15 protein-coding genes and 1 riboswitch are annotated in these 15,273 nt (G+C 39.9%); of the genes, 1 reads left to right on the top strand and 14 read right to left on the bottom strand.

Annotated features, from left to right (window positions below):
- Window positions 1-63 precede the first annotated feature (63 nt).
- The 11 genes from EKM98_RS06030 to ribD form a co-directional block, all read right to left on the bottom strand.
- A complete protein-coding gene (locus EKM98_RS06030; RefSeq protein WP_125981271.1) occupies window positions 64-498 on the bottom strand; it encodes an MFS transporter in 435 nt (144 codons plus the stop codon).
- 163 nt (window positions 499-661) lie between these two features.
- Entirely contained in the window at window positions 662-2,005 is a 1,344-nt protein-coding gene (locus EKM98_RS06025; RefSeq protein ID WP_125981269.1) for a PFL family protein, read from the bottom strand.
- A gap of 14 nt (window positions 2,006-2,019) precedes the next feature.
- Window positions 2,020-2,286 carry an ACT domain-containing protein gene (locus EKM98_RS06020; protein ID WP_125981267.1) on the bottom strand — a complete coding sequence of 89 codons (267 nt, stop codon included), beginning with the start codon at window positions 2,284-2,286 and terminating at the stop codon, window positions 2,020-2,022.
- Between the two features lie 272 nt (window positions 2,287-2,558).
- Entirely contained in the window at window positions 2,559-3,542 is a 984-nt protein-coding gene (locus tag EKM98_RS06015) for a ribose-phosphate diphosphokinase (protein WP_125981266.1), read from the bottom strand.
- 227 nt (window positions 3,543-3,769) lie between these two features.
- Complete coding sequence (locus EKM98_RS06010; RefSeq protein ID WP_125981264.1) at window positions 3,770-5,176, bottom strand: MFS transporter; 1,407 nt, start codon at window positions 5,174-5,176, stop codon at window positions 3,770-3,772.
- A 290-nt stretch (window positions 5,177-5,466) separates the two neighbouring features.
- Complete coding sequence (locus EKM98_RS06005; RefSeq protein WP_125981263.1) at window positions 5,467-6,219, bottom strand: Gfo/Idh/MocA family protein; 753 nt, start codon at window positions 6,217-6,219, stop codon at window positions 5,467-5,469.
- Window positions 6,220-6,423: 204 nt separating this feature from the next.
- Window positions 6,424-7,059: an LVIS_2131 family protein gene (locus tag EKM98_RS06000; protein ID WP_125981261.1), complete on the bottom strand. Its 636-nt coding sequence runs from the start codon at window positions 7,057-7,059 to the stop codon at window positions 6,424-6,426.
- A 308-nt stretch (window positions 7,060-7,367) separates the two neighbouring features.
- Window positions 7,368-7,844 (bottom strand): 6,7-dimethyl-8-ribityllumazine synthase, encoded by a 477-nt coding sequence (ribH, locus tag EKM98_RS05995; RefSeq protein ID WP_125981259.1) that lies wholly within the window; start codon window positions 7,842-7,844, stop codon window positions 7,368-7,370.
- 31 nt (window positions 7,845-7,875) lie between these two features.
- Window positions 7,876-9,081 carry a GTP cyclohydrolase II gene (gene ribA / locus EKM98_RS05990; protein WP_125981257.1) on the bottom strand — a complete coding sequence of 402 codons (1,206 nt, stop codon included), beginning with the start codon at window positions 9,079-9,081 and terminating at the stop codon, window positions 7,876-7,878.
- A gap of 67 nt (window positions 9,082-9,148) precedes the next feature.
- Window positions 9,149-9,769, bottom strand: coding sequence for a riboflavin synthase (locus EKM98_RS05985; protein ID WP_125981255.1), 621 nt, complete (start codon window positions 9,767-9,769; stop codon window positions 9,149-9,151).
- Window positions 9,770-10,837, bottom strand: a complete 1,068-nt coding sequence (gene ribD / locus EKM98_RS05980; RefSeq protein WP_125981253.1) for a bifunctional diaminohydroxyphosphoribosylaminopyrimidine deaminase/5-amino-6-(5-phosphoribosylamino)uracil reductase RibD — start codon at window positions 10,835-10,837, stop codon at window positions 9,770-9,772. It lies immediately after the preceding gene.
- Window positions 10,838-11,040: 203 nt separating this feature from the next.
- Window positions 11,041-11,176: riboswitch (FMN riboswitch) on the bottom strand.
- Window positions 11,177-11,349: 173 nt separating this feature from the next.
- Here ribD and EKM98_RS05975 point away from each other — a divergent pair.
- Window positions 11,350-11,829, top strand: coding sequence for a GtrA family protein (locus EKM98_RS05975; RefSeq protein WP_125981251.1), 480 nt, complete (start codon window positions 11,350-11,352; stop codon window positions 11,827-11,829).
- Between the two features lie 233 nt (window positions 11,830-12,062).
- Here the strand turns inward: EKM98_RS05975 and EKM98_RS05970 are convergent, their stop codons facing one another.
- The 3 genes from EKM98_RS05970 to EKM98_RS05960 form a co-directional block, all read right to left on the bottom strand.
- Complete coding sequence (locus EKM98_RS05970) at window positions 12,063-13,016, bottom strand: aldo/keto reductase (RefSeq protein ID WP_125981249.1); 954 nt, start codon at window positions 13,014-13,016, stop codon at window positions 12,063-12,065.
- 141 nt (window positions 13,017-13,157) lie between these two features.
- The gene (gene gloA2 / locus EKM98_RS05965; protein WP_125981247.1) at window positions 13,158-13,532 is read right to left on the bottom strand and encodes an SMU1112c/YaeR family gloxylase I-like metalloprotein; all 375 of its coding nucleotides are present in this window, start codon (window positions 13,530-13,532) and stop codon (window positions 13,158-13,160) included.
- 93 nt (window positions 13,533-13,625) lie between these two features.
- Window positions 13,626-14,930 (bottom strand): ammonium transporter, encoded by a 1,305-nt coding sequence (locus EKM98_RS05960; protein ID WP_125981246.1) that lies wholly within the window; start codon window positions 14,928-14,930, stop codon window positions 13,626-13,628.
- Between the last annotated feature and the right edge of the window lie 343 nt (window positions 14,931-15,273).

Here is a 15,273-nt window from a genome sequence, read left to right as displayed (position 1 = left end):
TGATCCTCCAATTTACTTCCTTAATTATACTAAATCAGAGTCTCTATTTAACTTGTACACTTTTTATTCTAGGCCCAAAGCATTAAAACGGGTCAGGTTACTCTGTTTAATAAGCTCGGGAATAATTGCCTTCGCGGCCGGAAAATTGAAAGCTAACCCAATGTCGAGAATACTAGTTAATAAAATAAGCTGGTAAAAAACGGGGTGCCGAATATCAATGAGCAGAGCTAAAATAAGGCAGGCGATGGCACTAATTAAATCTGATAAAATCATGACCCATTTACGATTATAATTGTCCACCAGCGGCCCAGCGAAAAGATCGCCTAAAACTAAAACCAATCCTCCAATTCCCTGAACAATTCCAAGCTGTGCGGCAGCACCAGTCGCTTTTACAATAAACCAATTTAGGCCAAAGATATAAAGCCCATCACCGAGCCGCGAAATAAAAGGGCTTAAAAATAACGGCCAACTGAAACGCTTTTTATTAATTTCTTGCAAAAGTTTTCCTCCCTCACTTGGATTGCTATATTACTGGCATTCTTTCAACTTAAAATAGGCACATTCAAAAATCGGCCTTTTTTACGCCGCAAAAAAACGTTTATTAGGCAGCTGAATTAGCTATCCAATAAACGCTACTTACTCTATTAGTTTACCACGATAATTAGTTCTTAAAAGAATGAATTGGCGCTGGAATATGGCCACCACGACCAATAAACTCGGCCGAAGAGGCTGGATTAACGGCCATGATAGGTGACGTACCCAACAGACCGCCAAATTCAACCTGGTCTCCAACTTTTTTACCCTTAGCAGGAATCACACGAACGGCCGTCGTTTTATTATTAATCATCCCGATTGCAGCCTCATCCGCAATCATGGCGGCAATTGTTGTGGCCGACGTATCACCTGGAATAGCGATCATATCTAACCCAACCGAACAAACGGCCGTCATTGCCTCTAATTTTTCTAAATTTAATGAGCCACTGCGAACACCAGCGATCATCCCCTCGTCCTCAGACACTGGAATAAAGGCCCCTGATAACCCACCAACCTGGTTGCAGGCCATAACACCACCTTTTTTTACTGCGTCATTCAACAACGCTAAGGCCGCTGTCGTCCCATGGGTACCAACTTGCTCCAAACCCATTTCCTCTAAAATGCGAGCAACTGAATCCCCCACTTTTGGCGTTGGTGCCAGTGATAAATCAACAATTCCAAATGGTACTTGCAGCTGTTCGGAGGCCAATTTACCAACCATTTGACCAACCCGGGTAATTTTAAAGGCCGTTTTTTTAACAGTTTCGGCAACGACGTCAAAGGGTTGGCCTTTAACTTTTTCCAGGGCCCGTTTAACGACACCCGGGCCACTAATACCAACGTTAATCACAACATCTGCTTCACCGACACCATGAAATGCACCCGCCATAAAGGGATTATCTTCAACTGCGTTCGCAAAAACAACCAGCTTAGCCGGACCCAAAGTTGATTTGGCTGCCGTTTGCTTGACTATTTCGCCCATGTCTTGAACGGCATCCATATTAATTCCGGCCTTACTAGAGCCAACATTAACTGACGAGCAAACATAGTCCGTCACGGCAAGTGCCTCAGGAATAGAATTAATCAAAATTCGATCACCTTTTTGATAGCCCTTTTGCGCCAAAGCTGTAAAACCACCAATAAAATTAACCCCGACAATTCGCGCCGCTTTATCCAATATTTGAGCAAACTTAACGTAATCCGTATCCGGTGTTGCGGCCGCAATAATACTAATTGGCGTCACTGAAATTCGCTTATGAATGATTGGAATACCGTATTCTGTTTCAATTGTTTCGGCAACTTTCACTAAATCCTTCGCTTTTGTTGTTACCTTGTCATAAATCTTACTGCACGCGCGATCGATGTCAGCATCAATACAATCTAGTAATGAGATTCCCATCGTAATCGTCCGAATATCTAAATTTTCTTCATCAATCATTCGCATTGTCTCTAATATTTGGTTAGTTTGCATGGCCTGCTCCTTCTCTAAATTTCGTGCATTGCAGTAAAAATATCTTCACGCTGAATTCGGATCTGAACTCCCAAAGCTTCACCGACACTATTAAGACTCTTTTTAATTCCCGCAAAATCTGCCTTTTCTGGAAGATCACACATCATCATCATCGTAAAATTTTCTTGCATAATCGTCTGCGTTACATCCACAATATTCACCTGTAAAGTGGCCAATTTTTGACTGACACCCGCAATAATTCCAACTCGATCTTTACCAATTACCGTTAATACTGCACGCATTATCATCCGCTCACTTTCTTATAGTTACTAAATTACAATTACATTAATTTTTTTATCATTATTTTATAATGTAACAAAAATCTGAAGAAAAAACTATCTTTCTGGTGAATTTTACGTAATTTTCATGAAAATCAACATTATTTAAATAGAGCGACTATCCGATTTATTACTTTTAACGCCATAGAAAAATAGGCACCGTGGTAAGAAGTGTTCCCTACCATAGCGCCTATTCATTTTCCTAAATATTTACTTGATTAGTGTTTAATATCTTCCTAATCTTCGTTCTTTTCGGAAATTGTTTTAAATAAATGATCAATGGGTTGATCAGCGTGAATTAATCTAATCGCCTTACCAATCAAAGTACCAACAGATAATTCCACCAATTTAGGGAATTGCTTACCCTCAGGAATTTGAACCGAATCAGTCACAACAACTTTCTTTAAAGCCGAGGCCTGTAATTTCTGTGTCGCGTGATCAGAAAAAACAGCGTGGGTAGCGGCTGCATAAATATCCTTGGCCCCACCATTCTTCAAAGCCTCAACCGAAGTTGTTACTCGACTACCAGTGTCAATCATATCATCAACAATGATGGCCGTCTTACCCTTAACGTCCCCGATAATTTCTAAATTTTCGGTTTGCTCAGCTTTTGAGTAACGCCGATCAATAATTGCAATTGGTGCGCCACCAAGTAGCGTTCCCATTTGGCGAGCACGTGCAACGCTGCTGTGATCAGGCGAAACAATGACAACGTCCTCAGTTAAGTTGTGCTGAATGAAATAATTGGCAAGTAATGGCGCTGCTTGTAAATGATCCACCGGAATATCAAAGAATCCTTGTAACTGTGCTGCGTGTAAATCTAAAGCAATGATCCGCGTTGCACCATCCATCTCTAACATATTGGCAACTAACTTGGCCGTAATTGGCTCCCGGGCCCGTGCTTTACGATCCTGCCGGGAATAACCATAGTAAGGAATGACAACGTTAATAAACTTAGCGCTGGCACGTCGTAATGCATCAATCATAATCATTAATTCCATCAAACTTTGATTAATTGGATCAGAAACTGATTGAATAACGAAAACTTCATCACCACGAATACTTTCTTCCAAATTAACTTGAATTTCACCATCACTAAATTGATTGACTGATGCCTTACCTAGTGAGACACCAACTTCCTTCGCGATCTTCTCCGCTAATGGTTTGTTAGCGTTGAGCGTGATCAACTTTAACTTTGGGTCAAAGTAGTCTTCTGACATGAGCAACCTCCATTTTAGGTTTTTTGCTTTCATAGAAATAGTAAGCATTTTCTTGCTTAAAAGCAAGTCATTCAAGAATTTTCAAGAATCTTTCAAGAATTATTTTTATAATCTTAGCTAGGTCGTGTTTGTAAAATACTTTTATTAGTATCTTTCTGACTAATTTGGTATAAACGTGTTTGAAAAAGCAGATTCCTGTGCCTTTCTAAACACTCCCTAGCCTGAAATTAAACTGGCCATGGTCCCTTTGTTTTCAGGACCCAACCAACTAAAATGACTGCAATTAAAATTAATCCTAGCGCCAAACCATACGAAAAATGCATTCCGGCCATAAAATACGCTGGATGGCCTACTGGGTAAGTTGTTAGCTTATATCCCGCCTTCATGCTCATTCCGGCGTAAAGACTTGTTGTAGCAGCACTTAGTCCAATAGTCATCCCAATATTACGTGCTAACGCTGCCAGGCTACCAGCAACTCCTTGGTACGCTTGTGGTGCACTGGCCATAATCATTGGATTGTTTTGGAACATACCATTTCCAATCCCCAAAAATAAAATAACGATAAAGACTAGGCTAACGGCCCAGGTAATTTGGATTAGTTGGAAGTAGACGAGCGGTATGACAAAAATAAATAATGCGAAAAATGAAATTAAGACAGCCCCGTATTTATCCGTTAAATAACCACCAATTGGTGCCGCGATAACGTTGGCTAACGGAATACCCATTAATAATAAACCCGCTGCTTTAGGGGCCATACTTAGCGTTCGTTCTAAATAAAAAGGCATAATAACGTTAGAAAAATAGCCAACGATGTAAACAAGCATGGCACTTATCAAACCAATCGTAAAATTAGCCTTTCGAAATACTTTTAATTGAATAATTGGATCGGCCACATGCCGCTCGGTCCAAATAAAACCAAACAGTAGGCCAATTGCCACCGCAAGTAACAAAAGACTAATTGGATTAGTGAACCCAGCAACTTGGGCATAAAAAATCATCCCAAAGAATAAAATAATCATTACTGCATAAAAGCCAAAGCCCTGCCAGTCAATCGAAATATCAGTCCAAACAATGGTTTCGTGCTTAAAAATGGCCCAATCAAGTACGAATACAGCAATCCCAATTGGTAAATTAATAAAAAATATCCAGTGCCAATTTAAATACGACAAAATAATACCACCAACCCCAGGACCGGCAACATTGCCAACTTGTAATACTAAACTGTTTAATCCGAAGGCACGCCCCTGCATATTTTTTGGAAAAATAGCAGTAATAATACCAAAGTTAGTTGCCATCGTCATGCTGGCTCCAAAAGCCTGAACGACTCGACCAATTAGCAGCCAAATTAGGCTCGAACTAAAGCCAGAAATTGCTGAGCCGAGAATGAAGATTAGTGTCCCAACTTGAAAAATATTCACGCGGCCAATCTGGTCAGATAATTTACCCCAAAAAAGTAACAAAACACAAATTGTCACTAAATAAACCGATGCAACCCACTCCACGACGTTCATCGGGATATGTAATGTTGCCGCAATATCAGGCATCGCAATATTAACGACACTAGCATCTAAGGTTCCCATAAATGAAACCAAACTTGTTCCAAAAAGTAATAGCCATTCAGTATGTTTCTTCACTAAGCTCAAGTCCCGTACTTAGTAATCAAGCGCGCTTAATTATGCGCTTGACTACACTAATTTTTCTATCTCATAAGTTGATCATAATTTGAGTACCATTTTCGGTAAAGCGTCTCAATAATCTGACACGTTTGAATTGTGATTTCTGGCGTCATTATTGGACTAACCAAATCGCCCTTTTGCAAACAAGTTGCGACGTGGTCAACTTCAAAACTAAATTCACTTTGTTGCTTAACGGCTAGCTTTTCAGGTGGTTGATCATTTAGCGTAACAAACGCATGATCCGTTTTCTAAAAGTTAGGAATAACAATTTTACCTTTTGTACCATGAATAACCATCCGACTAGCCAGATTAAACGTACTGGTTATAAAAATACTGGCCAAAGTCGAGTCAAAACTTATTAGCGCGCTAGCCTGACGGTCACTTTCATTACCAACGTGAATACTTTGACCGGTCACACCTGTGATACCAGTAGCTCCAAGCAAAACCTGAAGATAATCCAGCGGGTAAGCAGCACTGCCATAAAAAGCGCCACCACCACTGGCCAGATCATTAAACCACGGAATAGTTTCTGCACCAGCGTGGCTACTCTGAGAATCAAGATAGTTAATCTTGCCTAATTTACCAGAAGTCACTATCGTCTTAACTTGCTGTGTAATTGGTAAAAAGGCCGCCTTTTGTGCCTCCATCAAAAAAACGTGTTTTTGTGCGGCCAATTTGAATAACGACCTGGCCTGATCAGCAAACAGCGTGAATGGCTTTTCTAACAGTACATTTTTACCATTTTCCAACGCTAATTTAGCACCATTAAAATGCGCACGATTGTATAGCGGAATATAAATCACGTCAATTTCAGGGGCCGCACACAATGCTTGATAGTCCGGATAAACCGTTGCAATTTGCCAGTCATTTGCTATTTTCTGCGCGCGATTTTCATTCCGCGCCGCAATCGCAACAACTTTACTTGATTTACTAGCGGCAACACCAGCAATGAAACGCGGTACAATTGACGCTGCCCCCATAATGCCGTAACGTAATGTCATTTGAACCTCCTTAGAGAATGTTTGAAAAGGCGCTCAAGTTCGGTATTGGTCTAGAACGTGAACCCAAAACTGAATTTTGGCGCTCCCAGCGCAACCATTAAACTTATCTTAGCACGCTTTTTTAGTAAAACGACACCCATTAAATATCTAAAAATAAAGAAAACCACTACGATACAGAACCTTCCTGCAGTAGTGGCCTTTTTTCTATTTAGGATTATCTTTTTTAATGTAAATAACCGATGAGTTAGGTACACGAATCATTGAAAAAGTTGTTGCTTTGCGCCCAGCTCGAATACCCAATCCGTTCATAAAATTAGACTTATAAGTTGCCGTCATTGTCGCAACAAAAGTCCGCTCAGTTTTCTTTTCTTGCTTAGCCAATTCGTCATGTTTCCATGGATAATTACCAGCACTAACATTCATCGGGTGCGCACCAGAAACAATCGTTGCGTTGTTACTGGAAATTTGGTAACGAGCCCCATCAACCCAATACGTGTAATACTGTGTTGGTTGCTTACCGTTGCCATTTTCAACCTTAACATCGTAAAAACGGCCGTTAATAGAAGACATTACTAGTGGCTTATACTTGTAACTTAAACTGATTTCTTGTTTATCAGTCAAATCAACATTTCTGAAGAATGTCGCGTAACTCGCTAACCACAGACCAGCAAAAGCAATGACAATTAACAAACTAGACAGTAAGAATCCTGGCCAATAAAAGCCCTTTTCCCCTGAAACAAGCCGCTTTAAACGGCGCACACGGATATTATGAAATGTAAAGAAGATAAAGATTAAGACAATAAGCCAAAAGGCAATCCCAATGTAGTTAACAGCATCCAAAACGTTTCCTCCGTTTTCCTCTAAAATCTGTGACGTCCAGTTAAACTTGCGAGATTAATTGGCCACCATTTTTCTTTAAATCTATGATCAATAGCCGACCACATGGATCTATAAACTGATGGCCTAGCAAACTCAAGGCTATTATTCTAACTTCCATCATAGTTCTTTTAATTTAAAGATCACGTTCAGATTAATTAAATCGCTTATTTTCTGAATCGAAAATTCCTTATAATCAGTTTACAACATTCGCTTCAATTTGCCACGCGATTTTATGCCCAAACTAGGAAACGTAATAATTTTCTGTTAACTTATTTTGCTACCGTAACTAATTGCCGCTTTAAATTAATAATTTCCAAAATACTAGTTGCAACATCACTGCCTTTATTACCTGACTTGGCTCCAGAACGTTGGATAGCCTGCTCAACGTTTTCCGTCGTTAATACACCAAAGACAATCGGTGTTTTTCCATTTAAGGCCAGACTACCAATTCCTTTAGATACTTCGTTACAAACATAGTCATAATGACTAGTTTCACCGCGAATGACAGCGCCAAGCGTAATAATGCCATCGTATTTACCGGACGCATCCAGTAATTTAGCAATCGCCGGGATTTCGAATGCACCTGGAACCCAAATAGTATCAATATCCGTGGCTGCTACTTCGTGACGTTCCAAAACGTCCAGTGCGCCACCTAATAATTTACTCGTTACAAATTCATTAAAACGTGCAACAACAATTGCAATTTTGACATCTTTTGAAGTTAAGTTTCCTGAATAAACGGTCATTTTTAATTTCCTCCTAAAATACTAATTTATTTTATTGTGCTAAATGTAAAATGTGGTGAAATTTGGCTTGCTTGGTCTTTAAATAGTTAATATTTTCTGGACGAGGTTTAACCTCAACTGGTACTCGCTCCACAACTTCAATTCCGTATTTCTCTAAGGCCGCCACTTTAGCGGGATTGTTAGTCATCAGACGAACTTGTGTAATCCTTTGAACGTGAAGAATGGCCGCTGCCAATCCGTACTCTCGTTCATCTGGTGCAAAACCAAGCTCAATATTCGCGTCATAAGTATCATAGCCAGACTCCTGTAACTTATAAGCGTGCAATTTATTAAGTAATCCAATTCCCCGACCTTCTTGACGTAAATATAATAAAGCGCCGCTCCCAGCGCGCTGAATTTGTGCCATTGAGGCGTGGAGTTGTTCACCACAATCGCAGCGTTCTGAACCAAAAATATCACCAGTAAAACATTCCGAATGCAGCCGTAATAGCACTGGCTGCGTTGTATCCAGTTCACCTTTAGTCAGAAATAATTGAACTTGACTATCCTTTTCGGATGTATAGCCCGTTAAATCAAATTCACCGTAACCTGTTGGCAATTTGACCTTTTCGGCCGCCGTCACAACGGATTGGTTCAAACTATAACGATAGGCGGTCAACTCTTCAATTGTGATCAAGGTCAGACCTAACTGCTGGGACAACTTCTCTAATTGCGGTAAGCGCGCCATTGTCCCATCAGGATTAAGTGTTTCACAAATATAGGCAACTGGCTCAACCCCAGCAATTTGGGCTAAATCAACGGCAGCCTCTGTGTGCCCGCGTCGACTTAAAACCCCGCCCGCCTTAGCAACGAGTGGAAAAACGTGACCAGGATGTTCAAAATCATCAGGCCGCGCCGTCGGATCACTGAGAGCCTTAATTGTAGTTGCGCGATCAAACGCTGAAATACCAGTGCTTGTCGTCTTATGATCTGTACTAACCGTAAACGCCGTACCGTAAGTTTCAGTATTATGCTGCGTCATTGGCTCAAGTTGTAACCGTTTAGCAACCGTAGCCGTCATTGGTGCACAAACAAGTCCCCGGCCATGAGTGACCATTATGTTTAACGTTGCCCCAGTAGCAAATTGTGCTAAACCAACAAAATCTCCTTCGGCTTCTCGATTACGATCATCAGCAACTAAAATCAACTTACCATTTTTTAAATCAGTAATTGCTTGTTCTATTTTTTCATTATCCATTACTTTCACCTCAGTTTAATTGTTAAAAATTAACCGTTCATTTTGGATTAAGTACAATTGACTATTTCTACAGTGTGTCTACCAAATGCCCTTTTGTAGTATTTTTTAAGTGCTGAACCACATATTTTCCTAAAATATCCGTTTCAAGATTAACCACATTACCTACTTTTTTGGCCGCTAATGTTGCCTCTTGCTGTGAGTGTGGGATCAAGCCTATCTTAAAAGTTTGCCTATTGGCCTCAATAATAGTTAGACTAATGCCATCAATGGCGATTGATCCCTTCGTCACGATTTGTTGATACAACACGGCTGGTGTTTTAAAAGTGACCACGATCGCGGATTGATCTTGCTGGCGTTGCACAATAGTAGTTGTTTGATCTACGTGTCCTAAGACGATGTGCCCTTCAAAGCGCCCGCTAACTGGTAGTGCCCGCTCCAAATTAACTTGATCATTAATACCTAGTTTGGCCAAATTAGTGATGCGAAAGGTCTCTGGCATTACATCAGCAATAAATCGTTTCCCTTGTCGACTTACAATTGTCAAACAAACACCATTAACTGCAATACTGGCCCCAATTTGTGTAGTTGCTAAATCTAAATTAGTGACTATAATACCTAATTTAATTGTCTCCCGTTGCCTTCTAACCTGATAGATCCGACCAATATCTTCAATAATTCCGGTAAACATTCACGCCATCTCCCCAGTAATTTTTATTGCGTTACCGATTTTCTTAACGGATCTAATTTCAAGCGTCGTTAATTCTGTACTTTGCCGTTGAGATTGAAACGCGGCCAGGCCCGTACCACCAGCTAATTGATTGGTTTGATAAATAATTAAGCGCTGCCAATTATTGGTAACTAAAAAGGCATCATGAAGCTGGGGACCACCCTCAACCAAAACGGATTGAATTCCGGCTTGGGCCAATTCTTGAATAACCAGGTTAATTGACCATTTAGGCTTATAAAAGACTTTGACGGTTGTGTTTGCCAATTTTGCCGCACTTTTTTGATTTTCAGTAAAGAGCCAAGTCGGTGCCGCGTTATCAGTAACTTGCTGGGCCGGTGTTATCCGCCCCCGTCGATCAAGAACAACTCGAACTGGCGGGTATTTAAGTTGCTGACGAACAGTTAATTTAGGATCATCTGCTAAAACCGTCCCACTGCCAACAAGAATGGCTTGATAATCTCCACGCAATTTTTGAACATCTTGATTGGCAACTTTATCAGTTAAATAAGTACGCTGCTCACCACCTAAACTGACACGACCATCCAAGGTTTGTGCCACTTTCAACGTGATAAACGGCCGCCGCTGCCGGTAAAAAAAATTATAAAATTGATTAAGTTTCTCGGCAGCAGCTTGTTCTAACCCAATGTGAACTAAAACCCCGTGTTCACGTAAATAACTAATTCCTTTACCACCAACTAAAGGATTTGGATCCTTTTGGGCAATATAGACCATCTTCACTCCCCAAGCAACAAGTTGCCGACAGCAAGGTGGCGTTTTACCAAAATGTGAACATGGTTCCAACGTGACGTAAAGGGTTGAATTATTAACTTCTTCGGGGGATTGAACATTGTGAAACGCGTTAACTTCCGCGTGCTCATAACCAAAACCAAGGTGGTGCCCGACACCGATAATATTATTATTTTTAACAAAAACGGCGCCTACCATTGGATTGGTGTAGGTAAGATAACGTCCTTTCAGCGCTTCATGAAGCGCCAAACGCATATAACTAGTTGAATTGATTCCGATCACCTTCTCTTTTCTGCATAAAAAAAGTGCCCCACAAAAATGTGGGGCACACCTAAAATACGTTAAGGAGCCTTAGCCATAATAACTAAAGTCTAAAAAGTGTGATAGTAACAAATAAATCTAGTAGTCAATACTCATGGCTACAAAATCTAACTATTCATTACTAAACGGAGGCCAGCTAAATAAAACGCCAAACAACCGTCAACTTTTTTCTTCTCCCATCCAGACTTTAACTGTCGGTTGCAGATTCACACTGCATCCACCGCAAACGCGGGTCACGGACTTAAACGTAAAAACGTTTTTACCGTCGGTCGGGAATTTCACCCTGCCCCGAAGAAATCTATTCAACTTGCCTACAGTATGCAAAGGTATTTGCCAAATGTCAAGCCTATTATTTTTTGCATAAAAATTCATTTAACTAATTATTATGGATTTTATTAAAATTACTTTTCATCAGGTTCACAAACTGCTATTGTTTACTAAGTCTAAAATTTAGCTGATAGGAGCCCAAAAATATGCTTAAAAACTTACTTCATCGTTACCATAATTTCTTCAGCTATATGGTTTTTGGTTTCCTTGCTTCCGTCATCAATATTCTAGCTTATTGGCTTTTCCGCCATTTTTTTCTAATTCAATACCTACTGGCAAATGCATTAGCGTGGTTAATTGCCACTTTATTTGGCTTCTTTACAAATAAATCACTCGTTTTTCGTTCAAAATACACTAATTGGCGGGCGTTACGGCGTGAGTTACTTTCCTTTTTATCACTTCGCCTGTTTTCACTGGGTATTGATTCGCTGATTATGTTTAGTGGCATTAGTTTACTGAAGCTGGCCAGTATGCCAACTAAAATTGCTGACCAACTTATTGTTGGAATCGTAAATTATCTTTTTAGTCGCTGGATCTTTGCGACAAGTAATCATACCAAATTAACTCACCAACATTTAAAAAAACGACTACAGCAGCTTGCTTTCCGCCACCGTAAAAAAGAATGAAATTTTTTTGTAAAAGTTAGCTTGCCATTATAACTTGATACTTTAACCGGACACAAAAACCCATAAAGGCCTTCAATGTAAATCCACTGATAAAACATTGAAAACGATCTTTATGGGTAAATTTATTTTGGCAACTAATGCACAGAATATACGAGGATAAGGTCAGGGCGTGGCTGTGCGTACAACCATAGATAGGCTACCCTCGTTCATTATTTTGCTAACAGTAAATCATGCTATGGTAAATCATTACCTGCTGCAAAATAAATGTCATACCATTCTTGTTTAGTCAAATCAACCTCAGCACCTGCTAAAGACTCAGTAATATGCTGTGGATTCATTGATCCTAAAATAACTTGAATTTGAGCTGGGTGTCGTAAAATCCACGCAGTTGCAATCGCATTTTTAGTTACTTTATATTTGTCCGCAATTTCTTGTAATTTAGTATTTAGTTCTGGAAATTTAGGATTATCAATGAAAACTCCTGCAAACATCCCGTATTGATAAGGTGACCACGCCTGAACAGTCATATCGTGTAAGCGTGAATATTCTAAAACACCACCATCATGGTTGATACTTCGTGGATCAGTCATGTTAACGTGCATGCCAAAATCAATCATGCCAGTATGCATAATACTAAATTGCAATTGATTAATTAACAAACGTTGCTTAGTGTAGTGTTGCACCAATTCAATCTGGCGGGGATTAAAGTTAGAAACGCCAAAGTGACGCACCTTCCCGCTAGCCTGTAGCGTATTAAACGCTTCGGCAATTTCCTCAGGTTCCATTAACGGATCTGGACGATGTAAAAGGAATGTATCAAGGTAATCGATTTTCATATGCTGTAACTCTTGATCAACAACATCAATCAAGTGTTGCTTCGAAAAATCATAACGTTTACCGAACACTTCACTGCCGTGGCTGCGTTCAGGTGACACAATAATGCCGCCCTTGGATTGGATATAAATATCCTCACGCTTAACGGAAGATTGTTGCAGCGCTTCCCCAAAGACCTTTCCCGACTTACCTTGACCATAAATATCGGCTGAATCAAAATAATTAACGCCATTAGTAACGGCAGTTTCAATAACCTTAGCCGCATCAGTGGTAGTCAAGGCATCCATGCGCATAATTCCTAGCGCCACAGCAGAAGCTTGCAGGCCACTGCCACCTAAATTAATTTTCTTCAAAAAATCACACCTTTCATCAAATTAAAGCGCCCGCTAAAAACTGGCAACCTTACCTGTAAAGTATACGCCAATCACTAAATGAAGAACAAGTTAAGCGCGCTTGAATGAGCGCTTGAAAGGCTAAAAAGGCCAATTAATCTGCTATTCATGAATCTCAAGTGGCAGTCCATCTGGATCAAAGAAAAAAGTCATTGCCTTATTAGTAAATGCATCGTTTCGGATTGGTTCAGTTTTAATTCCCTGGTTATTTAACCAAACGCTAGTTTCAGCGACGCTTGCCACCTTAAAGGCCAAATGACGTAACCCTAAGGCCTCTGGATAGCTGGGTCGCGCAGGACTATTAGCCTTGATAAAAATCTCTAATTCAATTTCGCCATTTGTCAGATCTAATTTACGATCAGTTTCTCGCTTATGATCGGCCAATACTTGAAACCCTAACTGGTCAACGTAAAATTTTTTAGTTTGTGCGTAATCCGAACCAATAATCGCGATGTGATGTATTTGTTGAAAATGCATTTAATCCCCTCCACTAAAACTAATTATCCTTATTCTAATGGAAAAGAGGACCAATAACTAGAACGTGTTGGTAAGGGTATTTGCGGCGAAGGGTCAATGATGATTTGGTTTATGGTGAAAATTCGCCATCTGGCCTTTAAATTCATCTTCATAATTGACAAAATCATTATTTATTTCCACCGTATAATCGGCCGTTTCACCATGTTCCCCTTGATCTAAGCCAACACGCTCCTCTGTTTCATCGACGCGCATTTTAATGACTAAGCGTAATAAACTGATCACCAGCGCACACATCCCTGCCACAAAAAGTATGGTTAGCAATGTGCCCAATAGCTGTACTCCAAATAATTTAAAACCACCGCCATAAAACAGACCGTTTTCTGGAATTTTTGGGTTAACTGTTTTTGTCGCAAATAGGCCAGTCGCAATACTTCCCATAATTCCACTCACACCATGACAACCAAAAGCATCTAAAGCATCGTCGACACCAATGCGTGGCTTTAAGTAAGTAATAAAAGAGTAACTGGCCGCGGTTGCCAACAAACCAATCCAAAAAGCACCGCCAATTGTAACGTAACCTGCAGCAGGTGTAATACCAACTAAACCACAAAGGGTCCCAGTACAAACCCCCACCAACGTTGGTTTACCCACAAAGTGTGTATCTAAAAATAACCAAGCAACCATTGAAGTCGCGGCGGCCACTGTTGACGTTAGGGCGGCCTGAATCGCAATATTATTAATCGCTAAGGCACTTCCGGCATTAAAACCATACCAACCAACCCATAAAATAGAGGTTCCTAACAGTACCCAGGGTAAATTGTAGTGCTTTGTTGTTTGCCCGTAATTAAAGCGATGACCTAGAAATGCCGATAAGACAAACGCCGTAATCCCGGCAGTAATGTGGACAACTGTCCCGCCTGCAAAATCAATGATCCCTAAATTAGCTAATAAACCATGGGGGCTCCAAACCATATGAACCATCGGGTAATAAATAGCGAAGGACCACAGCACAATAAACCAAAATAAAAATTTAAAACGAATTCGACCAACTATCGCACCGACAAAAAGAGCTGGCGTAATGACCGCAAACATCATTTGAAAAAATAAGTATAGGCCTCTTGGAATTCCAGTCGCCGTTAACTGTTTTAAATTCAGATTAGCTAAAAAGAAATGGTGCACTATTCCAATAAATCCGTGGATATTGCCATTGAATGATAATTCATAACCAACAGAAATCCAAAGTAAAATTGCAATCCCAATAATAAAGAAAACTGACAACATCGTATTCACAACGTTACGTTTTGAAACTAAACCACCATAAAAGAACGCTAATCCAGGCGTCATGAACAAGACTAAAATACTCGCAATAATAACGAACGTTGTATTAGCAGTATTCATTTAATTTCCTCCAGTCAGATCCTTATTAATGTTAAAAATTATAACATCAGTTACGTTTATTAAAAGGTATATTTAATAAATAAATAAAGTTTTCTCATTTTTATAACCTTGGCTGTTATAAAACCTAACTTCGATTGGTTTTCTGACTATTTCCGATTAAACGCGAGTATTGCTCTCTTTAAAGCGATAACATAAGTTAATTAAAGCTACCATACTACTTAATTGGATTAGACCAATTCAATAATTAATAAATTTGGGCGCAAAAAAAGGCCGGATAAAAATCCTAGCCTCTTATTATTTCCGAGCATTACTTTAGAACGTGGACCAAAAATCTGGTTTACGT

The sequence above is a fragment of the Loigolactobacillus iwatensis genome (genome assembly GCF_003950295.1).
GTDB lineage: Bacteria > Bacillota > Bacilli > Lactobacillales > Lactobacillaceae > Loigolactobacillus > Loigolactobacillus iwatensis.
Note: the sequence above shows the minus strand (reverse complement) of the source record. Positions and strands in the feature narration are given on the sequence as shown.